Origin of the sequence: Paraburkholderia aromaticivorans, assembly GCF_012689525.1 — a bacterium.
GTDB lineage: Bacteria > Pseudomonadota > Gammaproteobacteria > Burkholderiales > Burkholderiaceae > Paraburkholderia > Paraburkholderia aromaticivorans_A.
On sequence record NZ_CP051515.1, the window covers coordinates 791,510 to 815,839 of the forward strand.

19 protein-coding genes are annotated in these 24,330 nt (G+C 63.6%); 11 read left to right on the forward strand and 8 right to left on the reverse strand.

Annotated elements, in window-relative coordinates; translation table 11 throughout:
• Positions 1–33: 33 nt before the first annotated feature.
• The 6 genes from HF916_RS15395 to HF916_RS15420 all read right to left on the reverse strand — a co-directional run bounded on the left by HF916_RS15395 (position 34) and on the right by HF916_RS15420 (position 6,305).
• A complete protein-coding gene (locus HF916_RS15395) occupies positions 34–1,065 on the reverse strand; it encodes an ABC transporter ATP-binding protein (RefSeq protein WP_168789768.1) in 1,032 nt (343 codons plus the stop codon).
• Positions 1,062–2,060 carry an ABC transporter ATP-binding protein gene (locus tag HF916_RS15400; RefSeq protein ID WP_168789769.1) on the reverse strand — a complete coding sequence of 333 codons (999 nt, stop codon included), beginning with the start codon at positions 2,058–2,060 and terminating at the stop codon, positions 1,062–1,064. Before HF916_RS15400 ends, HF916_RS15395 begins: the two co-directional genes overlap by 4 nt.
• 1 nt (position 2,061) lies before the next feature.
• Positions 2,062–2,976 (reverse strand): ABC transporter permease, encoded by a 915-nt coding sequence (locus tag HF916_RS15405; protein ID WP_240975557.1) that lies wholly within the window; start codon positions 2,974–2,976, stop codon positions 2,062–2,064.
• A gap of 3 nt (positions 2,977–2,979) precedes the next feature.
• Positions 2,980–3,918 (reverse strand): ABC transporter permease subunit, encoded by a 939-nt coding sequence (locus HF916_RS15410; RefSeq protein ID WP_168789770.1) that lies wholly within the window; start codon positions 3,916–3,918, stop codon positions 2,980–2,982.
• Positions 3,919–3,934: 16 nt separating this feature from the next.
• Positions 3,935–5,551: a peptide ABC transporter substrate-binding protein gene (locus HF916_RS15415; RefSeq protein WP_168789771.1), complete on the reverse strand. Its 1,617-nt coding sequence runs from the start codon at positions 5,549–5,551 to the stop codon at positions 3,935–3,937.
• A 181-nt stretch (positions 5,552–5,732) separates the two neighbouring features.
• On the reverse strand, positions 5,733–6,305 hold the full coding sequence (locus HF916_RS15420; protein WP_168789772.1) for a helix-turn-helix domain-containing protein: 573 nt from the start codon (positions 6,303–6,305) through the stop codon (positions 5,733–5,735).
• Between the two features lie 422 nt (positions 6,306–6,727).
• Between HF916_RS15420 and HF916_RS15425 the strand changes: the two genes are divergently transcribed.
• The 9 genes from HF916_RS15425 (at position 6,728) to HF916_RS15465 (ending at position 18,610) form a co-directional block, all read left to right on the forward strand.
• A complete protein-coding gene (locus HF916_RS15425; protein WP_168789773.1) occupies positions 6,728–8,269 on the forward strand; it encodes a peptide MFS transporter in 1,542 nt (513 codons plus the stop codon).
• A 210-nt stretch (positions 8,270–8,479) separates the two neighbouring features.
• A complete protein-coding gene (locus tag HF916_RS15430) occupies positions 8,480–9,952 on the forward strand; it encodes a PLP-dependent aminotransferase family protein (RefSeq protein WP_168789774.1) in 1,473 nt (490 codons plus the stop codon).
• A gap of 157 nt (positions 9,953–10,109) precedes the next feature.
• On the forward strand, positions 10,110–12,191 hold the full coding sequence (locus HF916_RS15435; protein ID WP_168789775.1) for a bifunctional 2',3'-cyclic-nucleotide 2'-phosphodiesterase/3'-nucleotidase: 2,082 nt from the start codon (positions 10,110–10,112) through the stop codon (positions 12,189–12,191).
• Complete coding sequence (locus HF916_RS15440; protein ID WP_168789776.1) at positions 12,188–12,934, forward strand: tetratricopeptide repeat protein; 747 nt, start codon at positions 12,188–12,190, stop codon at positions 12,932–12,934. The genes HF916_RS15435 and HF916_RS15440 overlap by 4 nt, the downstream gene beginning before the upstream one ends.
• A gap of 430 nt (positions 12,935–13,364) precedes the next feature.
• A complete protein-coding gene (locus tag HF916_RS15445) occupies positions 13,365–13,817 on the forward strand; it encodes an HU family DNA-binding protein (RefSeq protein WP_007177969.1) in 453 nt (150 codons plus the stop codon).
• A 404-nt stretch (positions 13,818–14,221) separates the two neighbouring features.
• A complete protein-coding gene (locus HF916_RS15450) occupies positions 14,222–15,631 on the forward strand; it encodes a circularly permuted type 2 ATP-grasp protein (RefSeq protein ID WP_168789777.1) in 1,410 nt (469 codons plus the stop codon).
• A 164-nt stretch (positions 15,632–15,795) separates the two neighbouring features.
• Positions 15,796–16,746 carry an alpha-E domain-containing protein gene (locus tag HF916_RS15455; protein ID WP_168789778.1) on the forward strand — a complete coding sequence of 317 codons (951 nt, stop codon included), beginning with the start codon at positions 15,796–15,798 and terminating at the stop codon, positions 16,744–16,746.
• Between the two features lie 12 nt (positions 16,747–16,758).
• The gene (locus HF916_RS15460) at positions 16,759–17,559 is read left to right on the forward strand and encodes a transglutaminase family protein (RefSeq protein ID WP_168789779.1); all 801 of its coding nucleotides are present in this window, start codon (positions 16,759–16,761) and stop codon (positions 17,557–17,559) included.
• Positions 17,560–17,737: 178 nt separating this feature from the next.
• Positions 17,738–18,610, forward strand: coding sequence for a proteasome-type protease (locus tag HF916_RS15465; protein ID WP_168789780.1), 873 nt, complete (start codon positions 17,738–17,740; stop codon positions 18,608–18,610).
• 224 nt (positions 18,611–18,834) lie between these two features.
• Here the strand turns inward: HF916_RS15465 and HF916_RS15470 are convergent, their stop codons facing one another.
• Positions 18,835–20,010: a porin gene (locus HF916_RS15470; protein ID WP_168789781.1), complete on the reverse strand. Its 1,176-nt coding sequence runs from the start codon at positions 20,008–20,010 to the stop codon at positions 18,835–18,837.
• A 418-nt stretch (positions 20,011–20,428) separates the two neighbouring features.
• A complete protein-coding gene (locus HF916_RS15475; protein WP_168789782.1) occupies positions 20,429–21,760 on the reverse strand; it encodes a YihY/virulence factor BrkB family protein in 1,332 nt (443 codons plus the stop codon).
• A gap of 245 nt (positions 21,761–22,005) precedes the next feature.
• Here HF916_RS15475 and HF916_RS15480 point away from each other — a divergent pair, with 245 nt between their 5' ends.
• The gene (locus HF916_RS15480; RefSeq protein ID WP_168792029.1) at positions 22,006–22,545 is read left to right on the forward strand and encodes a YbaK/EbsC family protein; all 540 of its coding nucleotides are present in this window, start codon (positions 22,006–22,008) and stop codon (positions 22,543–22,545) included.
• A gap of 224 nt (positions 22,546–22,769) precedes the next feature.
• The gene (locus HF916_RS15485) at positions 22,770–24,329 is read left to right on the forward strand and encodes a methyl-accepting chemotaxis protein (RefSeq protein ID WP_168789783.1); all 1,560 of its coding nucleotides are present in this window, start codon (positions 22,770–22,772) and stop codon (positions 24,327–24,329) included.
• Position 24,330: the final 1 nt, after the last annotated feature.

The window sequence follows — 24,330 nt, forward strand, 5'->3', positions numbered from 1 at the left end:
TTCTTCGGTGTTCTGGCGGTGCGCCAGCGGCACTTACCTCACGGTGTCTTCCACGCGAATACAGGCGACCCGTGTCGCCTTGGCGCCGTGCGTGACGGGTTGCGGAATCTCCCTGGCGCAGGCTTCGATCGCATCCGGGCAGCGCGTGCGAAACGCGCAGCCGGAAGGCGGACTGAGCGGCGACGCGATCTCGCCGCGCAACAGCAGATGACGGCGCGCGCGCTCCACGACCGGATCGGGCACCGGCACGGCCGAGAGCAACGCGCGCGTGTACGGATGGCGGGGCGTGCCGTATACCTCGCGTTTGTCGCCGAATTCCATCACCCGTCCCAGATACATCACCAGCACGCGGTGGCTGATTGCTTTGACCACGGCCAGATCGTGCGCGACGAATAGCAGGGAGAGCGACAGTTCTCGCTGCAGATCACGCAGCAGGTTGACGATCTGCGCCTGGATCGACACGTCGAGCGCGGACACCGGTTCGTCGCAGATCACCAGTTGTGGTTCGCCGATCAGCGCGCGCGCAATGCCGACGCGCTGACACTGGCCGCCGGAAAACTCGTGCGGATAACGGCGCAGATGCTGGGCGTTGAGACCGACGCGTTCGAGCATGGTCAGCACGCGCCGCTGCACGTCGGTACGCGCGATGTCCTGGCCGTGCGTCATCAAAGGCTCGGCGACGATCTGTTCGATCGTCATGCGCGGATCGAGCGACGCGAGCGGGTCCTGGAAAATCATCTGCACGTCGCGGCGCAAACGCGAGGTGTCGCGGCGCGCGCCCGGCAGCACGGTTTCGTCGCCGAGCCAGCGCACGCTGCCGCTCGCCACCGGCGCAAGTCCGATGATCGCGCGCGCGAGCGTGGACTTGCCGCAACCCGATTCGCCGACGAGTCCCACGGTTTCGCCGCGCCGCACGTTGAACGACACGCCGTCCACCGCGCGCAGCGTCGCTTTGCCGGACCACGGAAAGCCGCCGCGCGGCACGCCGAATTGCACCTTGAGATTGTCGACGCGTAACAGCGTGGACGCGTCCTGGCTTTGTCCCGCGAGAGAAGTGGTGTTCATACGTGTTGTGCCTCGAGAATTTCCCCGACCGGGCGATGGCACGCGCGCAGCGCGTCGGCGAGATCAGCGACGGCGGCAAGGGGCGGGCGCGATTCGCGGCAGCGCTCGGTGCAATACCCGCAGCGCGGCGCGAATGCGCAGCCCGCGCCGACTTCGCCGGGCAGCGGCGGATTACCTGGAATGGTTTGCAACGGACGGTCGTCGTCATCGTCAGTGAGACGCGGCAGCGCGTTCAGCAGGCCGAGCGTGTACGGATGCGTCGGCGCGGCGAACAGCGCGGCGGCGCTCGCCTGCTCGACGGTCTGGCCGGCGTACATCACCATCACGTCGTCGCACAGGCCGGCCACCACGCCCATGTCGTGCGTGATCAGAATGATCGCCGTGCCGCGCTCGCGATTCAGCTCGCGCAGCAGCTCGATGATCTGCGCCTGGACGGTCACGTCGAGCGCGGTGGTGGGTTCGTCGGCGATCAGGATTTCGGGCTCGGAGAGCAGCGCCATCGCGATCATCACGCGCTGCCGCATGCCGCCGGAAAACTCGTGCGGATACATGCCGATGCGGCGCGCGGCATCGGGAATGCGCACCAACTCCAGCGTTTCAATGGCGCGGCGGCGCGCTTCGCGGCGCGACATCTTGCGATGCAACTGCAGCGTCTCGGTCATCTGCCGTTCGATTGTCAGGAACGGATTGAGCGAGGTCATCGGATCCTGGAAGATCATGCCGATGCGATCGCCGCGAATCCGGTTCAGCGCCGCTTCGTTCATGGTCAGCAGGTTCTCGCCGCGATAGGTCGCGGCGCCCGATACCTTGCCGTTGCCGGCCAGCAAGCCCAACAACGCCATCACGGTTTGACTCTTGCCGGAGCCCGATTCGCCGACGATACCCAACGTGCGGCCCGCCTCGAGCGAAAACGACACGCCTTGCACCGCGTCGACGGGTGCGCCTTCGCGACGCGTAAAGCGCACGCTGAGGTCTTTGACTTCGAGTAGCGGCATGTCAGCGGTCCTTCGGATCGAATGCGTCGCGCAAACCATCGCCGACGAAATTCACGCAATACAGCGTCACGCACAGCATCACGGCCGGGCACAGCAGCAGCCAGGGCATCGATTCGAGCTTTTGCGCGCCGTCCTGAATCAGCACGCCCCAGCTCGTCATCGGCTCCTGCACGCCGAGGCCGAGAAACGACAGCACCGATTCGGTCAGCACGATGTTCGGCACGGTCACGCTGGCGTACACCACGACCACGCCGAACAGATTCGGCACGATGTGACGCGCGATGATCGAACGCGAACTCACGCCGATCGCTCTCGCTGCGTCGATGAATTCGCGCGAGCGCAGCGACAGCGTCTGGCCGCGCACCACGCGCGCCATGTCGAGCCACGAAAACGCGCTGATGGTGAGCACGACCAGATAGAAAGCGCGGCCGAACATGGTCATCATCAGGATGGCGATCAGCATGTAGGGAATCGCGTACATCATGTCGACGATACGCATCATGACGGCGTCGACGCGTCCGCCCAGATAGCCCGCGGTCGCGCCATACGCGACGCCGATCAGCCCAGACACCAGCGTGCCGAGCAGGCCGACTTCGAGCGACACGCGGCCGCCTTGCAGCGTACGCGCGAGCAGATCGCGGCCGAGTTCGTCGGTGCCGAACCAGTGCATGTTTTGCAAGGTCGGCGGCAGGCTGATCGCGCTCCAGTCGCTATCGATCGGATTGTTCGGCAGGAACCACGGACCGGCCACGCAGGCGACCACGATCAGCATCAGCACGACGAAGCCGGTGAAAGCGGCGCGGTTGCGCACGAAGCGCCACGCGGCGGTGGCGAGCGGGCCACGCGAACGCGGCGCCTTCGCGATGGCCGCGAGCGGATCGAGCGCCGCGGCAGTCGATTGAAGAGAGCGGGGCATGGATCAGTACCGGATGCGCGGATCGAGCCACGCATACGCGAGGTCGACCAGCAGATTGAACAGCACGGCGACAGCGGTCGTCAGCACGACGAGGCCGAGCACGAGGGTGTAGTCGCGATTGATCGCGCCGTTGACGACCAGCTGGCCGAGGCCCGGCAGCGCGAACACCGATTCGGTCACCACCGCCGCCGTGATCGACGAGATGCAGATCGAGCCGAGCAGCGAGACGACCGGCATCAGCGCCGGTTTCATCGCGTGGCGCAAGACGATCGTGCGGCCCGGCAAACCCTTGGCGCGCGCCGTGCGGATGAAGTTGCCCGACAGCACTTCGATCATGCTGCCGCGCATCACGCGGGCAATCGCCGCGACGTTGATGATGGTGAGCAGGACGATCGGCAGCACGCGATAGCGCCATTCGCCGTCGCCCCAGCCGCCGGCCGGCAGCCAGCCGTGTCCTTCGGAAGTTTTCAGCAGGATCGCGAAGATCCACACCAGCACCGGACCCAGCACGAAGGGCGGCACCACGTTGCCGAGATTGCCGAGCACCATCACGAAGTGATCGACGAAGCGGTCGCGCCGCACCGCGGCCACCGTGCCGAGCGCGACGCCGATCACGAGCGCGATCGGCACCGACACGCCGCCCACGCCGAGGCTTACCGGCAGCGCCTTCCACACCAGATCGTTGACCGACCAGTCGGCGTAGCGGAACGACGGCCCGAGGTCGCCGTGCAGCAGTGAGCCGAGGTAGTGGAGGTACTGCAGCCACAACGGCTCGTCGAGGTGATACTTGGCGTTGAGGTTCGCGAGCACGGCCGCCGAGAGTTGTTTCTCGGTGTCGAACGGGCCGCCCGGGGTGAGATGCAGCAGCAGATAGCACGCGGTGATCACGGCGAGAATCGTCGGGATCGCCCAGAGCGTGCGACGCAGCGTATAGGCCAGCATGACGGTGCTCCCGCGTTTAGTGCTTGGTCAGATACATGTCTTGCGTGGCGCGCATGTCGAGGTAGTTGGTCGGCTTATAGCCGCCTACATACGACTTGACCAGCCGGTCGGCCGAATACTGGAAGAGCGATACCACGGGGTAATCGTTCATGGCCAGATCGTGCGCCTGCGTGAACAGCGCGGTGCGCTTCGCGTCGTCGATCTGCTGGTTGCCTTCATCGATCAGCTTGTCGACTTGCGGGTTGCAGTAGTGCTGGTCGTTCTGCACGCTGTTGCAGCGGATCAGATCGAAAAACGAGTTGGCGTCGTTGTAGTCGACGAACCAGCCGTCGCGCGAGGCCTGCACCTTGCCGTCGTGGCGTTGCTTGAGCAGCACCTTGTATTCGACGTTTTCCAGCTTGGCGGTCACGCCGAGCTTGGTGCGCCATTCCGAGGTGGCGAACAGCGCGACCTTCTTGTGCAGGTCGTTGGTGTTGTAGGTGAGCGTGAACGTCAGCGGTTTCGCGTCCGAATAGCCCGCGGTCTTCAGCAGGTTGCGCGCGTAGTCGATGCGCTTGGGCATCGGCCAGTTTGCCCACTCCGGCGTGAAGACACTTGAGCCTTCGGTGCCCTTGGCGATCAGGCCGTACATCGGCACTTCGCCGTCGGCCGTCAAACGTTTGGTCAGCAGGTCGCGGTCCAGCACCATCGTCAGTGCCTGGCGTACGCGCTTGTCCTTGAAGGCCGGGTCGTCGTTATTCAGGCTGTAGTAGTACGTCGCGATCTGCAGGCCGGTTTTTAGCTCGGGACCAAACTGCTTGCTGACCTGCGCATAGATGCCCGAAGGCACCGAGTAGGTGTAGTCGAACTGGCCGGCCTGATACATGCGCATCGCCGTTTCGTCGTTTTCGATCGGCAGGTAGGTCACTTTCGAGATCACGACCTTGCCGTTATTCCAGTAGGTCGGGCTTTTGGTGGCCACCAGGCGGTTACTCGGCTGCCAGTCGGTCAGCGCATACGGGCCATTGCCGACGAAGTTGCCCGGACGGGTCCAGTCGCCGCCGAACTTCGTCACGACCGCGCGATTCACCGGGGTCATCGTCGCCATGGCCGTCAGCTGCGGGAAAAACGTGGCGGGCACTTCGGTCGTGACTTCGAGCGTGTACGGATCGACCGCGCGCACGCCGAGGCTCGCGAGCGGCGCCTTGCCGGCGAGAATCGCCTTGGCGTTCTTCACGAATTCAACCAGCACCGTGTATTTCGAACCCGTCTTCGGATCGAGCACGCGTTGCCACGAGTAGACGAAGTCGGCCGCCGTGACCGGCTGCCCGTTGCTCCAGCGCGCATCGTGGCGCAGCTTGAAGACCCAGGTAGTCGGCCCGCTGCGCGACCACGACTCGGCGACGCCCGGCACGATCGCGCCGCTCGCGTCCATGCGCGTCAGGCCTTCGAACAGGTCGAGCCCGATCGTGTTGCCGGTCCATGATTCGATATGCGCGGGGTCGAGCGATTCCGTTTCGCCCGGCACCTGGCGGGTCATCTCCTGGCTGGCGGCGAGCGTGACGCCGGCCGGCACCGAGACGGCGAAAGCGGAAGGGGCAAACGTGAGGACGAGCGCGGTCAGCGCCGTCGCGTAGACGAACGGGGTTTTCATCGGTTGAGATCGCAGGAAAGGTCGAGAGAGAAACGCGCTGGCGCCGGGGCGCCCGTTTAGCTGCGTTGCTCGGGCCAGGGCGGCCCTTGTTGCTCGTGGTGGTAGCGCGACATGCAGGATTCCTTACATTTCGTAATGCAGGCAATCCCGGGCCGGCTCAACCGGCTAAGGTGCCTGCTCTTTAGAACAGTCTTGGTGTGCCCACCCAGACGACCACCGACTCGATGCGCGCGGTGTTCACCCAGCTGTGCGGCACCGTCGATTCGTAATGCGCGCTGTCTCCCGCGTGCAACGCGAACGTCTTGCCTTCCAGCGTCAACGACACTTCGCCGTCGATCACATAAACAAACTCTTCCCCGGCATGCGTGGTGACTTCGGAGCGCTTCTGCCCGGGTGGCATCCTCACCAGGATCGCTTCGAGCTGACGGCCGCCCGTCACGTTGGTCAGCCGCGCAAACAGATTGGCCGAGTCCGCAAAACCGAAAAACTTCAACTGGTCGCCCCGACTCACGCAGCGCTCCTCGCTGGGCGTGTCGACGAAATACTGCACCGTGACCCCGAGTGCGTGGGCGATACCGGCCAACGAAGTGATGGACGGTGACGCCAGCCCGCGCTCGACTTGCGACAGGAACGGCTTGGAAATTCCCGCCGCAGTTGCCGTGTCATCCAGCGTGCGCTTGAGCCGTTGCCGCAGCGCGCGGATCTTGCTGCCGATTTCTAGTGCCGGATTGCTTTTTTGAATTGTCGTGACCATAGCAGGAGGAAATTAGCCCGTCAAAATTTGTTTGATATAAGTAAATATGGTTTGATACCGTCCAAGCCGGGCTTCAGGTCTTTTCAGCCCCGGCGGTTGCGAGAGACCACATTTTGAGACAGCACTCTATGTTGCCAGAACTGAAACGAAGCTCGGCTAAATCGACTGTTTATTTCCAAAAACGGCGGACAAGCGCTGTAACGGCCGCAGTATGCAGGCGGATAAGCGCAGTTATGCAATATGAATATCAGAAGGATCAAACGTATGACACCCAGGACGCTTTAGCGCCGATGAGCGTTTGTGCCCGCGCCAACGCATCCGCGTGACGGCGCACGCTTCGCCGACTGTCTTTCCAGATTCCGTTTCACGCGCCGCGCGGCCAGTTCGCGCGACGCCGCAACCGTTTGAACAAGAGGTACACGATGAATTCATCCAATCCGGCGGGCGCGCGCGTCTCGCAGACCCGTTCGTTTTCGACGGTCTTTCTGATCGAGATGTGGGAACGCTTCGGCTATTACGGCATGGCCGCGCTGCTCGTGCTGTTCATGATCGACAAGCTGCAGTTCACCGACAGCCACGCCACGCTCACGTGGGGCGCATTCACGGCGCTGGTGTACGCGTCGCCCTCGATCGGCGGCTGGATCGGTGACAAGGTTCTCGGCGCGCGGCGCACGATGATCTTCGGCGCCGGCGTGCTGTCGATCGGCTATTTCATGCTGGCGCTGCCCAATGACCAGCTCGCCTATATGTACGCGTCGCTCGGCGTGATCGTGGTCGGCAACGGTCTGTTCAAGGCCAACGCCGCGAATCTCGTGCGCCGTATCTATGAAGGCGACGACGCGCGTATCGACAGCGCGTTCACCATCTACTACATGGCGGTCAACATCGGCTCGACGGTGTCGATGCTCGCCACGCCGTGGATCAAGGACCATTGGGGCTGGCATACGGCCTTCGCGGTCTGCTGCGCGGGGATGCTGTTGTCGGTGCTGAACTACTTCATCATGTTCCGCACGCTCGCGCATATCGGCTCCGCGCCGGACGCCGAACCGGTGCGCTGGAAGCGCGTCGGCGCGGTGGCGCTGGGCGGCCTCGCGCTCGGCGCGGCGACCATGTTCGTGCTGCAGCACAAGGCCATCGCGGTGGCCTGCGTGTACACGGCGGGCGTCGCGATTCTCGCGATCTTCGGCTACATGCTGATGAAGTGCGAACGCTCGGAGCGCTCCGGGCTGGTCGCCGCGCTGATCCTGACCGCGCAGGTGATCCTGTTCTTCGTGTTCTACGTGCAGATGTCGACGTCGCTCACGCTGTTCGCGCTGCGCAACGTCGATCCGCGTTTCATTCTGTTCGGCCAGACGTGGTTCACCTGGAGCGCCGCGCAATTCCAGGCGCTCAACCCGATCTGGATCATGTTGCTGAGCCCGCTGCTCGCGCTGCTTTATACAAAGCTCGCGAAGAGCGGCAAGGACGTGCCGGTGGCGGTGAAGTATGCGTTCGGCTTCGCGGTGGTCGCGGCCGGTTTCTTCGTCTACGCGGCGAGCGGTAACTACGCGGTGAACGGGCGCGTGTCGTCGTGGTTCATGGTGGGCGGCTACGGTCTGTATTCGCTCGGCGAACTGCTGGTGAGCGGCCTCGGGCTCGCGATGATCGCGCGTTACGTACCGGCGCGCATGAGCGGATTCATGATGGGCGCTTACTTCGTGGCGACCGGCGTGTCGCAATATCTGGGCAGCGTGGTGGCGAATTTCGCGCAGATGCCGGCGGGCGATATGGATCCGCTGGAATCGTTGCCGCTCTATGCCAAGCTGTTTACCGGGCTCGGCTGGCTCGCGGCGGTGGGCGCGCTGGTGGCGGTTCTGTTGTTGCCGTTGATGCGCAAGCTCTCGCGCGAACATCAGCGTTGCAGCGACGAGGCGCGTGAGAGCGCGCGGCAAACGGCGGCATTGAATGGGGCGGTGGTGGAGTAATCACGCTTTAGTTGACCAACGCGGCGCACGCCATGACTTGCGCCGATAAACAAGAATGGCGCGCCGCGTAACGCAAGGCGCGCCATTTTTGTATCTGGAAGCGCCGCGCGCGCTCAAGTGTCCATCGGATAGTACTGGCAGAGGTAAGCTAACGGTTGCCATTGGTCTTTTCAAAGAACCGTTTCCCAGACGCTCAAGGTAGCCACCCGGATGGAAATCCATATCGCGGTCGAAGGTCATCACGATCTGTCTGGCCAGATCTATCGCCAGTTGCGCGCGGGCATTCTCGAAGGACGCCTCGCCGGCGGCACGCGTCTGCCGTCCACGCGCGATCTCGCCACGCAACTGGGCGTGTCGCGCAAGACCACGCTCGACGTGTTCGAGCGGCTGCTCTCCGAAGGCTATCTGAGCGCCCGCGGCGGCTCGGGCACCTTCGTCGCTGACGGCTTGGAGCGTCTGCCGGTGGAGCGCTCCGCGCATGCGCGGGCTGCGGAGTCGTCGCGCGAGCGGGCCAAGGCGAAGGCCGCCGCGCGCGCCCAGCCGCTGTGGGACGAGATGCCCGAGAGCTTGCCCATGCCCAAGCCTTCGGTGGCGTCGCCGCAGGACTTCGTCGGCGGCGCGACCGACAAGACGCTGTTTCCCTTCGACGTCTGGCGTCGCTGCGTGAACCACGCGTTGCGTGCGCAGGCACGCGGCCCCGGCATCTATCGCGACACGGCCGGCGAGCAGGAGTTGCGTCTCGCGATCTCGCGCTACCTCGCATTCAACCGCGCCGTCGCCAGCAACTGGGAAGACGTGATCGTCACGCAAGGCGCGCAGCACGCGCTCGATCTGCTGGCGCGCATCACCTTGCGCGCCGGCGAAGTCGCGGCGATCGAGGACCCCGGTTATACGCCGGCGCATGCGTGCCTGAAGGCCACCGGCGCGCGCGTGGTGCCCGTGCCGGTGGATGCGGAAGGCCTGATCGTCAGCAAGCTGCCGGACACGGCGCGGCTCGTCTACGTGACGCCTTCGCACCAGTTTCCGCTCGGCATGCCGATGAGCCTCGAGCGCCGCGTCGAGTTGCTCGAATGGGCGCAGAAACGCGGCGCGGTGATCATCGAGGACGACTACGACTGCGAGTACCGTTTCGAAGGACGGCCGATGGAGCCGCTGAAGAGTCTCGACCGCGCCGGACTCGTCGCTTACGTCGGCACGTTTTCGAAAACAATCTTTCCGGAGCTGCGAGTGGGCTATGTGGTGCCGCCGGCTTCGCTCTACAGTCCGCTCACCAAGGCGCGCCAGATCGCCGACTGGCACGGCTGCACGCTCACGCAAACGGCGCTCGCGTCGTTCATGCTCAACGGCGAATTCGCCAAGCATCTGCGGCGCATGCACAAGACCTACGCGGCGCGCCGCGCGATGCTGCTCGATCATCTGCACGGCGATCTCGCGCCCTGGTTCGAACCGATCGTGCCGACGGCCGGCATCCACATGGCGGCGCGTCTGAAAGCGCCGCTGACGGAAGAAGCGGTGGTGAGCGCGGCGCGTGAAGCATCGATCGGCTTGTATGGACTCGCGCCGTTTCATGTGCGCGCGAAGGCGCAGCCGGGCCTGATGTTCGGCTACGGCAATATCGCGGTCGAGCATATCGATGCCGCGCTCACGAAGCTCGCCGCCATCCTGCCGCGGCTCGCGCAATAACCCCGCGATCCGCGCGTGCAGATTACTTATGCCTATCTAATTCCATACAAATCAGTGTCATAAACGCACCGTACTCTTGCGCCTCTGTAATCGTTTGTAATGCAAAGCCGGCCCGATGGACCGGCGTGACAACACAACAAACCGGAGGGCGGTAAGGATGCGAGTGACCTTGATGGCAGGCAAGCGGCTGCGCGCGCGTGGCGCGATCGGCGCATTGGGAACCTTGGGTGCGCTGAGCGCGATCGGCATCACGGTGGGTATCACGGCGTGCAGCAGCAGCGTCGACACGCCTGCGCCGCAGGTGGCGAACGGCACGACCGCGACGCTCGCGTTGCTGGAAACGACTGACATCCATACCAATCTGCTGAGCTACGACTACTACAAGCTGGCGGAAGACAAGTCGCTCGGCCTCGAACGCACGGCGACGCTGATCGCGGCGGCGCGCAAGGAATTTCCCAACACCCTGTTGCTCGACGACGGCGACACGATCCAGGGCACCGCGCTCGCCGACTATCAGGCGCAGGTCGCGCCGGTCGATTGCAAGACCACGCTCGGCGTCTACAAGGTCATGAATCTACTGAAGTACGACGCGGGCGCGATCGGCAATCACGAATTCAACTACGGCCTGCCGTTTCTCGCGCAAGTCACCGGCAGCGCGTTCGACGTGCCGAACATGAGTCCGGTCGCGTCGCAGCCGGCCTGCTCGGGGCCGAACTTTCCGCTGGTGCTCTCCAACGTGCTCGGCGCGAAATCGCAGCAGCCGATCTTCAAGCCGTACACGATCCTCGAACGCGCGATCACGGCCACGACGCCCGACGGCAAGACCGTCAGCGCGCCGGTGAAGATCGGCGTGATCGGCTTCACGCCGCCCGCCATCATGGCGTGGGACAAGCGCTGGCTTGACGGCAACGTCTATACGCAGGGGCTCGTGGAGAGCGCATCGAAGTACGTGCCGGAAATGAAGGCGAAGGGCGCGCAGATCATCGTGGCGATGTCGCATGGCGGGCTCGACAACTCGACCTATTCGCCGTCGATGGAAAACGGCAGCTACTACCTCTCCAAAGTGGCCGGCATCGACGCGATGCTGATCGGCCACTCGCATCAGGTTTTCCCCGATAAAAACAGCACCGTCACGCAATTCAACCTGCCGGGCGTCGACAAGGTGAAGGGCACCGTCAACGGCGTGCCGACCGTGATGGCGAATTTCTGGGGCAAGCATCTCGGCGTGATCAAGCTCGCGCTGAACTACACGAACGGCACGTGGACGGTGGACCGCAACGCGAGCAGCGCGGAAGCCCGCTCGATCCGGAACGCGGATAACAGCTACGTGGCAGTCGATCCGGCGATCTCGCAGACCATCGCGGCCGAACACGCCGCGACCATCAACTACGTGAAAACACCGATCGGCACGACCGATTTCCGCATGACCACCTACTTTGCCGATGTGGGCGACGTGTCGGCCATCGAGATCGTGAACCAGGCGCAGGCGGCCTACACGCAGGACTACATCAACGCGAATCTGCCACAATATGCGGGCATTCCGGTGCTGTCGGTGAGCGCGCCGTTCAAGAGCGGCTTCGGCGGCGGTAACGATTTCACCGACGTCGCACAAGGCAACGTGGCGATCAACAACGCCGCCGACCTCTACCTGTATCCGAACACGATCTACGCGGTGAAGGTGACCGGCGCCGATCTGAAGGCCTGGCTCGAAACCGCGGCGAAGCGTTTCAACACGATCGATCCGGCCAACACGGCGGCGCAGGCACTCGTCAGCACCTATCCCGGCTATAACTTCGACATGATCACGTCGAAGGATTTCAGCTATGAAATCGACGTCACGCAGGCCGTCGGCAGCCGGATTCGCAACCTGAAATACCAGGGCGCGGCGATCTCGGATACGCAGTCGTTCATCGTCGCGACCAACAACTATCGCGCGAGCGGCGGCGGAAATTTCCCAGGGCTCGACGGCAGCAAGACGATTTACGCGTCGCCGGATGCGAGCCGCGACGTGCTGATCGCCTACATCAAGAAAGCCCAGGCCATCAAGGCGGCGAGCAGCGGCAGCGATCGTAGCTGGCGCTTCACGAAGGTGTCGACGGCCGGTCTGGTGACTTTCCTGTCGGCGCCGAACCTGGCGACACTCGCGCAGGCCAACGGCATTACCAACGTCGCCCAGATCCGGGCCGACGACGGCACCGGCAAGGGTCTCGCGGTTTACTCCGTGAACCTCGGCCAATGAACGCGCGCGTCGCTTTGACGTTGGCGGCGGCCGTCGCCATCTGCGTCGGAACGTTCGCCACGGTGGCGGCCACGCGCGTGTCCAACGTGCAGATCGACGACTGGCAAATGCAGGGCACGGCGACGCATGCGGCATGGCCGCTGTGGCAGTTGCGGCTGACGTCGGCGTTCGGCAACGCGGCGGCGCGCGAAGCGCTCGCGGACGTGCTGGTGAGTTCGCCACAGATCGACGAGCAACGCGAAGGCGTCGAGCTCTATCGCCGACTTGGGCTCGACGGCGCGCCGCGCGCGCAAGCCACGCTCGGGCACCTGCTGTTGCGCGGGCTGCCCGGCGTCGCGCCGGACTACGTGGAAAGCCGCCGTTGGCTGACGCTGGCGGCATCGCATGATTCACGCGATGCCCAGGCCGCCTACGATCTCGCGACGCTCTATCGCAACGGCTACGGCGTGGCGCGCGACTCCAGCCTGGCGATTCGCTGGCTCGAACAGGCGGCGCAAGCGGGCTTGCCGCTTGCGCAATTCCAGCTCGCCAACGAGTATCGCTTCGGCGCGACACTGCCGCACGACGACGCGTTGGCGTTGCAATGGCTCACGCGCGCGGCCAATGCGGAGTTACCCGAAGCCAACCTCGCGCTGGCGATGGCGTATCGCAACGGCGAACTCGGCATGGCGCGCGATGAAAACGAATATTGGGCTCACGTGAAGGAAAGCGAACACGATCTGAAACACGTCGACCGGCAGTAAAAGTGTTTTGATTCCCGCCCGCGATTTTCTGTCGCAGGGCGAGATTGGCCGCCCCCTGCAGCGTTTATCGCTGCAGGGGGCGTGTTTTTTCCGCCGCATGGAAGGCGACGACGAGCGAGCCGCGACCTGTTTTTTTACGATGATCGAGCGATCCTCCGGTCATCGTCCGCGCAGAAAGTGCCGTTATTCATGCATCGAAATGACCTGTAACGTACGTTACGTGTTCGTGTTGCCGAGCTCGCCGACGCACGTTTACCCGCTAAAACAAGCATCAAAATGTGTTGCGCAGTCTGCGCCGCGCAACAAACCTTCGCTGTTATACATAAAAGAGTCGCGCAAATCGTATTAGCGCTTGTAGAATCCGGCGTTGAAGCGTGCACATACGGTGTGCGCTTCGTGCAATTCACTGACCACAACAGGTAGGAGAAACATGCCGACTTCCGCAAAAAAGGTGGCCAAGAAGGCTGCTGCCCCGGTACCGACCAAGAAGGTTGCTGCAAAGAAAGTTCCTGCGAAGAAGGCCGTCGCAGCTAAGAAGGTCGCCGTGAAGGCTTCCAGCGCTCCGTCGCCGATCAAGGACACCTTCACGAAGGCCTCGCTGGCTGCACACGTCGCTGAACGCGCTGCTGTGGAACCGAAGACCGCCAAGGCTGTTCTGGCCGCGCTCGAAGACACGATCCTCGGCGCCGTGCACAAGAAGGGCGCTGGCGAATTCACGCTGTCGGGTCTTCTGAAGATCGTCGTGCAAGCTGTCCCGGCGAAGAAGAAGCGCTTCGGCAAAGACCCGTTCTCGGGCGAAGAGCGTTGGTTCCCGGCCAAGCCGGCTAGCGTGCGCATCAAGGCACGTCCGCTGAAGAAGCTGAAAGACGCAGCTGCAGGCTGACCGAGCTTCACGCGTTGCCCCTGTTTTAACAGTGGTTGACGCTTGAGACGACCCGAGGGACATTCCCTTGGGACGATCCGCAGTACACGTTGTCTGAATCCCCGTGGGTGTGAATCCACGGGGATTTTTTATGCGCGTTCGTAGCGTATTGCGATTTCGCTGCGCGCCTCACGTGGACTGCTCTGCCGACGCACCGCGGTGCCGCATATGCACCGTACTAGCGCATCATGGGCCGCCGCAGTACGATGGCATCGAAGCCGTGCCGGCCGGGATGCGCTATTCGCGTGCATGCAAGCGGTTTAGTACGCGGAAAGCTCAATGGCATAGCGCTTGCTTGATCGATTGTCGAACACCGAATGCGCAGCGCATTCGCCTTCTATCCGACAACAAGAGCGGGGCGTGACATGCGATGCTATGACGAGATGCGTCATCATGACGATGCCGTGCGGCCACACTACGCGCGCTTTGAGCGGTGGCTGGTGAAGCAGGGCAACGAGGCAATCGCGCGCAAGCGTGCGGAAGCAGACCTGCTGTTTCGCCGGGTCGGCATCACCTTCGCGGTGAACGGCGACCTGTCCGGCACCGAGCGGTTAATCCCATTCGACCTGATTCCGCGCATCATTCCACGCGGTGAATGGCAGACGCTCGAGGCGGGTTTGCGCCAGCGCGTGCAGGCGCTCAATCTGTTCATCCACGACGTCTATCACGACCGCAATATCGTGCGCGCCGGTATCGTGCCGGCCGAGCAGGTCTATACCAACGCGCAATACCGGCCTGAAATGCAGGGCGTGAATGTGCCGCTCGGTGTTTACGCGCATATCGCCGGCGTCGACGTGGTGCGCGCGGGGGACGAGGGCGAGTTCTACGTGCTCGAAGACAACTTGCGGGTGCCGTCGGGCGTCTCCTACATGTTGGAAAACCGCAAGATGATGATGCGGCTTTTCCCCGAGCTGTTCGTGCAGAACCGCATTGCGCCGGTCGCGCATTATCCCGATCTGTTGCTCGATACGCTGCGTTCGGTCGCGCCCGAAGGTGTCGACGATCCGGTCGTGGTGGTGCTCACGCCGGGCATGTACAACTCCGCGTATTTCGAGCACACGTTCCTTGCGCAGCAGATGGGCGTGGAACTGGTAGAAGGCAAGGACCTGTTCGTCGACGACAACTATGTGTTCATGCGCACCACGCAAGGGCCGAAGCGCGTCGACGTGATCTACCGCCGCGTCGACGACGATTTTCTCGATCCGCTTGCCTTCCGTAACGACTCGGCGCTCGGCGTGCCGGGTTTGCTGACCTCGTATCGCGCCGGTCGCGTGGCGCTCGCGAACGCGATGGGCACCGGCATTGCCGACGACAAATCGATCTACCCGTACGTGCCGGAAATGATCGAGTTTTACCTCGGCGAGAAGCCGATCCTCAACAACGTGCCCACGTTCCAGTGCCGCAAACCCGACGATCTGGCGTACACGCTCGCCCATCTGCCGGAACTGGTCGTCAAGGAAGTGCACGGCGCGGGTGGCTACGGCATGCTCGTCGGACCGGCTTCGACGAAAGCCGAAATCGAATCGTTCCGTGAGCGTTTGATCGCGCGTCCGGCGGGGTACATCGCGCAGCCCACGCTCGCGCTCTCCGCATGTCCGACGTTCGTCGAAGCCGGCATCGCGCCGCGCCATATCGACTTGCGTCCGTTCGTGCTGTCCGGCAAGACCGTCACGATGGTTGCCGGCGGACTGACGCGCGTGGCGTTGCAGGAGGGCTCGCTCGTCGTCAATTCGTCGCAGGGAGGCGGGACCAAAGATACGTGGATGGTCGACTGACGCGGTTGCCAATGCGGTCGCACAGTCTTCACGCAACCGCGCCTGCAACCCAACGCGCCGGGCAGCACGTGATACGCAACACGCGCGCCGCCGGCGCACACGGATAACCAGCGCGGGCCTTTTACCTCGACGAGGCCTCGCGTCATCAGATACGGAACGCCGTCATGCTAAGCCGAACCGCCGATCACCTTTTCTGGATGGCCCGCTACATGGAGCGCGCGGAGAACACCGCCCGCATGCTCGATATCAACCTGAAGGCGCTGCTGTTGCCGCAGACGCCTGAGCAGGAGGCGCGCGCGCAACGCTCGGTGCTGCGCATCTCCGAACTCGAAACCGCGTTCGCGCAGCGTTACGACGAACCGACCCGCGAACACGTGCTCGATTTCATGGTGGCCGATGCGACCAATCCGTCGAGTATTCATTCGTGTCTGCAGGCCGCGCGCGAAAACGCCCGCGCTGTGCGCGGCACGTTGACGACCGAGTGGTGGGAAACCATTAACGACACGTGGCTCGAATTCAACGAGCGCGCCTCGGCGGGACAAGCCGCGAGCAATCCGGGCGCGCTGTTCGAATGGGTCAAGTTCCGCTCGCATCTGTCGCGCGGCGTGACGATCGGCACCGCGCTGCAGGACGACGCGTTCTTCTTCACGCAACTCGGCACTTTCCTCGAACGCGCCGACAACACCGCGCGGATTCTCGACGTGCGCTTTGCCGACGTCGAACCGAATTCACGCGACGCCGCGCGCCAGCTCGAAGACTTCTATTACTGGACCTCGATCCTGAGTTCGGTGTCAGCGCTGGAGATTTACCGCAAGGTGTATCGCGACGTCGTCACGCCGGCGCGCGTGGTCGAACTGATGATCCTGAATCAGCAGATGCCGCGTTCGCTGCTGGCGTCGCTCGAAGGCGTCTGCGTGAATCTGGCGATGCTGCGCACCTCGGGCTCGAACCAGTGCGAACGGTTCGCCGGCAAGTTGCGCGCCGAACTCGTGTACTCCGACATCCGGCAGATTTTCGAAGCCGGCCTGCACGCCTATCTGACACAGTTCCTCGCTCGCGTGTTCGAGCTGGGCAATCTGGTTGCGCGTACCTATCTGATGTTGCCAGTCGCCTGACGGAGTTTCTTTATGTACCTGACGATCCGCCACGACACGTCCTATCGCTACGAAGCGACTGTCCATTATTCGATCCAGCAGCTGCGTCTGACGCCGGCGAGCGGTGCCTCGCAAGTGGTGCGGCGCTGGAGCATCGACGCGCCGGGCAAGCTCGACGCGACCTTCGACGCTTACGGCAACGTGCTGCACACGCTGGTCATCAACAAGCCGCATAGCGAGATTCGTCTGCATGTGGCCGGCGAAGTGGACACGATTCCGCTGATCGACGGCCATTTGCCGGACGCCGTCGGCCCGATTCCGCTGGAGCATTTCACCTGCTCGACGCGGCTGACCGAGGCCGATGCGGCGGTCCGTGAACTGGCCGAATCGGTGCCGAGTTTGACCAGCTCGGCGAATCTGATCGCGCTGTCCGAACAGATCGTGCAGTGTGTGAAGTACAACCCGGGCATTACCGAAGTCACCAGCACGGCCGCCCAGGCGCTCGCGCTCGGCAACGGCGTCTGCCAGGACCACGCGCATCTGATGCTCGCGTGCTGCCGCGCGCGCGGCATTCCGGCGCGCTACGTGAGCGGCTATATCGAACCCGGCGAGGTGACGCACGGCGCGAGCCATGCATGGGTGGACGTGTGGGTCGAAGGCAAAGGCTGGATTTCCATCGACGTCACGCACGCCGCATTTGCCAGCGAGCTCTACTGCCGCCTCGCCGTTGCGCGGGACTACGAAGCGGCCGCGCCGGTGCGTGGCCGGCGTATCGGTGGGCTGGAAGAACAGCTGAAAGTGTCCGTTAAGGTCAGCGGGCAACAGTCACAATAGAGACGCAATGAGGGCGGCCCACGGAAAGGGCTCTGGAGACGCCAGCGAGCGCCAGCCCTCCTATCCCCATTCAGAATAGGCCCGCAAAGGCCGATAATCGGCAGATAACGGGATAGCGGCGCATGCGCGCCGCATTACAATAGCGCCGTTCAGTTGTTTTTTGCGGGTACCTTTCCTTATGACTTACTGTGTCGCGATGTCCGTCGACGACGGTCTCGTGTTCCTCTCGGACACGCGCACCAATGCGGGGGTCGATCACATCAGCACCGCGCGCAAGATGTCGGTGTTCGAGCTGCCGGGCGAGCGCATGCTCACGCTGCTGGGCGCCGGCAATCTGTCGCTCACCCAGGCGGTGTTGCACGAGCTGTCCGAGCCCACGGATCCTTCCCTGCCCACGCTCTGGAGCGCGCCGACCATGGCCGACGCGGCCCGTGTGATCGGCCGCGCGGTGCGTTCCGTGCATCAGCGCGAGGCGGAGGCGTTGCAGGAATTCGGCGTCGACTTCAATTGCAGCTTCATTCTCGGTGGGCAGATCGCTGGCAACCGGCCGCGCCTGTTCATGATCTACGCGGCGGGCAATTTCATCGAGGCGTCGGCGGTGAATCCGTATTTCCAGATCGGCGAGGCCAAGTACGGCAAGCCGATCATCGACCGCGTGCTGACACCGTCCACGCCGCTCGACGAAGCCGCCAAATGCGCGCTGATCTCCATGGACTCGACGCTGCGCTCGAATCTGTCGGTCGGCCTGCCGCTCGATCTGCTGGTCTACCAGAAGGACACGCTGCGCGTCACGCGCTTCGTCTCGATCGATCACGACAACGCGTACTTCGAAATGATTCACCGGACGTGGGGCGAGCGGCTGCGCCAGGTGTTCGGCGAGATCCCCGATCCGGACTGGCAGGAATCGCCGAATGTGCCGTTGCTGCAGCGGGAGCGGGCGCTGGTGCTGCATCGCGCGCCGGTGGGCGCTGATGGCATCGAGCATGAACTCGACGCGAAGCCCGCGCAGACGTTGGCGCAGGCGGAGAGAGGCAAGGCGCAGCGGAAGTAAGCCGAGAGATGCGTTCGTTTGCGTCGGGCCGGCATGAGGTGGCTTCGGCGGGAGGGCAGTACAGCAAAGGTCGTCAGGAGCCTGAATCAGGCTTGCTGGCGGCCTTTTTCATTTGGATCGTCCAGAAGAATCAAAGAACTCAGGACGAAAAAAAACCAGCCACAGGCTTTTCACCCGTGGCTGGTCTTCAACTGCGTGCTGCTTCAGCAGTCCGTCAAGTTCGATTAGAACTTGTGGCGGATGCCCAGGCTGACCAGTTCTTGCGAGCTGGAAGCCGAGTCGTAGCCGTACGAACCGATTGCTGCGCCTGCGTCGACGACGGCCGAACCGCCACCAGACAGTGCATGGCGCTGATCGCCGCTCGCGTGCTGGTAGGCACCGACCAGGTAGATGTCCGTGCGCTTCGACAGGTTGTAGTCGCCGCCCAGCGAGACTTGATGGTACGTTGCGCCCGTGTCGCCGCTCGACTTCGTGTAGATGTAGCCCAAGCCCACCAGCATTGCCGGGGTTGCCTGGTAGCCCAGGTAAGCGCCGCCGACGTTGAACTTCTCGGTCGAACCGAAGCCCGATGCTGCGTCCGGCTTGTATTGAGCGTTGCTGTAGCGCAGGTTGGCCGTGAACGGGCCTGTGACGTACTGCACTGCCACCGAAGCGATGCCGATCGACTTCGCCGTCGAGTAGATGCCGCTAACCTGGTTGTCGAACGTGCCGTCCGACGTGCCGCCCCAGCCTGCGCGTGCAACCGGCGAGTTTGCGTTGTCTGCGCGGAAGTAGCCGGCAGCGACGCTGAACGGACCCGTTGCGTACGTTGCAGCGCCCGACCACGTTTGGCCCGAACCCGTCTGGCCAGCCACGCCGCCCAGAGCGTACATGCCTTCGAACTGGAAGCCGCCCCACACCGGCGAGGTGTACTTGACGGCGCTGTTCGTGCGCGAGGAGTTGTCGTTGTTGTCGACGTCGCCCGGCGTGGTGAAGGTCGAACCGAAGTAGTTGTCAGCCGTCAGCGGCTGAACCAGGTCGACCACCGGGTCGTATTGACGACCCAGCGTGACCGTGCCCCACTGATCGCCCGTCAGGCCCACATACGCTTGACGACCGAACATCTTGCCACCTTGGCCCAGCGTGCCGTTGTTCACGTCAAAGCCGTTTTCCAACTGGAAGATTGCCTTCAGGCCACCGCCGAGGTCTTCCGTGCCCTTCAGGCCGAAACGGGGACCTTGCAGGTTGCCGCCGACCAGGCCAACTTGATTCGAGTTGTTGCCGTTCGCGTCTTTCGTGTTGTGAGCGTACTGGATCGATTCGTCGATCAAACCGTACAGAGTCACGCTGCTTTGAGCATGTGCCACGCCAGTGGCGCTGAGGAGCGCCAGCGAGAGGGTAGACAGTGCGATTCGTTTCATCCATTTCTCCACGCAGATGATTAGTTTCTTTGTTGCGGAACGGAGAATAGCTCACCGGGTCATTCGGCAAGAACTGGAAAAAAAAGAGTGTCTCCAAAAACTGACAAACCACGCAAAGCCTTGTATTTAAAGCGCGTTAACGATTATTTCTGTTTCAGCAACATTTATTCGTTGACTCAGCATTATTGTTGTTTTGTTGACAGTGAGTGCTCCAATACGTGTACTTTCGACACTGATTTGAAAGTGAGCTGTAATGAAGTCGTCTAATTTACCGGCTCCTTTTGTAGCGTTTCTATAAAAATCGAGTGAGATCTCGCTTGACGGGGTCGCTAGACAGGTTTTCGGCGTTGTGAGCAGGCGCAACCCACCAGGCTGACAGGTGCAGCCCTCGACGCCTGCCTGGTTGCGACTTGCGGTCTTATCGTTCGCTGTTGTGGGTATTCCGACGCGCGACCATTGCGGCAGCCAACCCGGCAGTCGCCGCGAAGATCACCGAAGGCCACGGATGTCGCCTCACGTAGCGGTCGGCCGCGATAGCTTTGCGGCTCGCCTCGACTAGCGTGACGGCGGCGATACGCGTCGCTTGCGCTTCGGCCAGCACGACCGTACGGCCGACCTTGAGCGCCGTTGCTCGCACCGACGGCCTGTTTCTGGCTTGCGCCCGGAGAGTCGCCGCCGGTGCTGCGCCGTCAAGCGCGCCTGCTTTCGCGGCTCGCATGGCGGGAGTGAGCGCGGCGTCGCCCAACGCGGCGCGTCCGTCCGCTTTCGCATCGGCGTGCGGCACTGCATCCGCGGCAACCGTCGATGCCGCCAGCACCGAGGCGAGCTTGGCGCGGCTACCGGGCGGCGTGTTGTCCTGCATGCCCCAGCTTCCACGCGGATCGTGCATACGCCCGCGCGCCGCCGAAAATTCCGCGCCGAGCAGCAGCACGGCGGCGGAGAAGTACAGCCACATCAGCAGCACGGCGAGCGAACCGGCCGCGCCGAACGAGGTGGCCATGCCGGCGTGCGCGAGATACAGCGCGAACAGCTTCTTGCCCGCCGAAAACAGCACGGCCGCGACAATCCCGCCGACGAACGCATCCCGCCAGCGCACGCGGGCATCCGGCAGAAACTTGAGCAAGCCGGCGAAGGCGAACGCCAGCACCAGCAGGCCGACACCGAGTTGCAGAAGATTGCCGATCATGACATACGGCGAGTCGCCCCACAGCCATTTTCCGACGAAGGTGATGACCGTATCGAGCACCAGCGACACGATCAGCAGGAACGCCACCCCCAGCACCAGCCCAAACGAAATCAGACGCACGCGCACCAGCGCGATCACGCTCGACGAACGCGGCCCGGTATTCGGCCAGACTAGATTGAGTGCGCTATTCAGCGACGAAAAGGTCGCGGAAGCGCCGATCACCAGTGTCGCCAACGAAATGATCGCCGCGATGCCACCGGCGCTGCCGCTGTGATGCGCGTTCTCGACGATCGTCTGGACGCCCGCGGCGGCCTGGTCGCCGAGCAAGCCGTGGATATGGTTGAACAACTCGCCGCGCGCGGCCTCGGCGCCGAAGAACCAGCCGGCCACGGCGATCACCATCACCAGCGTGGGCGCGAGGGAGAACGCGGCATAGAAAGCGATGCTCGCGGCCATGGCCGCGCAGCGGTCGTCGGCGAATTGTTTGAAGGCGTCAATAGCCCAGTTGGCCTGCTTGCGGGCCACCTGTTGGAGGTTCTCGGCGGAAAGCGTGTCGATGTCCATGGTCGTGTTTCCCAATGGGTACTGGCGCTGCGCGGGCAATACGAGGTGGCGGGTGCGGACCGGGGGGGGGCGGACTGGTCGTGCAGCTTCACCGCAGTCTTCGCTTTAAAGCCTTTCGCAAACCTTGTGCCTGTCACTATAACAAGCGCGACCGGCACGCGCCGCCCCCGTGCCGGCACCGGCCGCACACCTCGGGCGAGGTGTGCCGTTAGAATGCGGAGGGATCCTCATACACTTTGCTCACTATGCACTCGCACGAACTCGTACAGCGGCTGGACGTCATTGCAGCGGAACAATTGGGCGCGCATTTGCCTGCGCATGTGGTCGAGCAGTTGCCGGCGCAAGGCGTCACGGTGTTCTCCGTCACCGACGACGCGTCGGATACCGCCGCATTCAGCGCGCGCTACGGCTTCGGCCTGGAAGACTGCGCGAACACGATCGTGATCCGCTACAAGAAAGAGGGCGCCGAGCATTACGCGGCGGTGGTCTCGCTGGGTTCGCTGCGGCTCGACATTAACGGTGCGGTGAAGGCGGCGCTGGGCGCGCAGCGGCTTTCGTTCGCCAAGCGGGAAGCGGCGGTCGAGCACAGCGGCATGGAGTTCGGCGGTATCACGGCCTTCGGCTTGCCGGACGACTGGCGCGTTCTCGTCGATGCCGCCGTCATGGAGCGGACCCAGATCGTCATGGGCGCGGGCGTGCGAGCCGCCAAGTTGTTGCTGGCGCCTGACGTCTTGCGTCAGTGGCCGCGCTGCGAAGTTGCCTCGCTGACGCTGCCGGCGGAATAAATCCTCGCTCGACCCGCGTGCACGAAGTCAGTTTGGGAAGGCGCCGCTTCGTTAACCGCGTCGTGAGCCGCGCCTGCCAGGCCCGCGTCAAGGCCCGGCGCCCGAAGCCGATCGGCAAAGCCTGAAGTTTTCTCCCGTTCCGCCGTTAATCCAGAGAGTGACATGAACCGCCGCGGCGTCCGCCGCGAGCGGCGCGTCGACGACAAAGTACAAGGGATACGGAGATGGAACGGTTTCGCCTGAAGGTGCGGCTTTGGCTCGCGCTAGCAGTGATGTGCATGGGTATTCTGGCAATCGGCCTGTGGGGCGCTTTCAAAACACGCGACACGATGATCGCCGACCGTCAGGCCGAACTGAAGAGCGTGGTCAGCGTCGCGTACAGCGTGCTGGATCGCTATAACGGCCTGGTCGCCGCGGGCACGATGCCGCTCGCCGACGCGCAACGCACCGCAATGGCCGATCTGCGCGCGATGCGCTACGACGGTGCCGGCGGTTATCTCGTGATCGAGGACGCGCACGCCCGCGTACTGATGCACGGCGTGCGGGCCGACCTCGAAGGCAAGGACATGAGCGGCTTCACCGACCCGCAAGGGCGCCATGTGTTCAAGGACGGCTCCGATCTCGCCCAGCGCGAAGGCGAAGGCTTCATCCACTTGCAGTTCCTGAAGCCGGGCTCCAACGAAATGGCGCCGAAGATCAATTACGTGCGGCTGTACAAGCCGTGGGACTGGACGATCGTCACTGGCGTCTTCACCGACGATATCGACGCCGCGTTCTACACGACGCTCATCCAGTATGTGGGCGCCGCGTTGCTGTTGTGCCTGGTGGTGTCGCTCGTGATCGGCGTGATCCTGCGCAGCATCTTGCGGCAACTCGGCGGCGAGCCGGCGTACGCGGCGCAGATCGCCGCGCGTATCGCCGACGGCGAACTCGACGTGATCGTGGAGACCAAGGCCGGCGACGAAACCAGCCTGCTCGCCGCGATGCAGCGCATGCAGCAGCGCCTCGCGCACGCGATCGCACAGATTCGCGGCGGCGCGACGCTGATCTCGACGGTGTCCAACGAAATCGCCGCCGGCAATGCGGACCTGTCGCGCCGCACCGAGCAGCAGGCCACCGCGCTCGGCGAAACCGCGTCGAGCATGGAGCAGATCACCGCGACCGTGAAGCAGAACGCCGACAACGCGAAGCAGGCCAGCCAGCTGGCGCATAACGCATCGGAGACGGCGGCGCGCGGCGGCGAAGTGGTCGGTCAGGTGGTCGAGACGATGCGCGGCATTTCGCAGTCGTCGCATCGGATCGGCGACATCATCGGTGTGATCGAGGGCATCGCGTTTCAGACCAACATTCTTGCTTTGAACGCGGCGGTCGAAGCAGCGCGCGCCGGCGAGGAAGGACGCGGCTTCGCGGTGGTGGCGGGCGAAGTACGCAGCCTCGCGCAGCGCAGCGCGGCGGCCGCGAAGGAGATCAAGACGCTGATCGAAGAGTCCGCGGCGCAGATTGAAGGCGGCTCGCAGTACGTGAGCCGCGCCGGCGAAACCATGCAGGAAGTCGTGCAGGCAGTGCGCCGCGTGACGGACATCATGGGGGAGATCAGTGCGGCGTCGGTGGAGCAAAGCTCGGGCATCGAGCAGGTCAACATCGCGGTGGCGAGCATGGATCAGACGACCCAGCAGAACGCGGCACTGGTGGAAGAAGCGAGCGCGTCAGCGGATGTGCTGAAGGCGCAGACCGGGCAGCTCAGCGCGGCGATTGCGGTGTTCACGTTGCCGGAAGGCCGCTGAC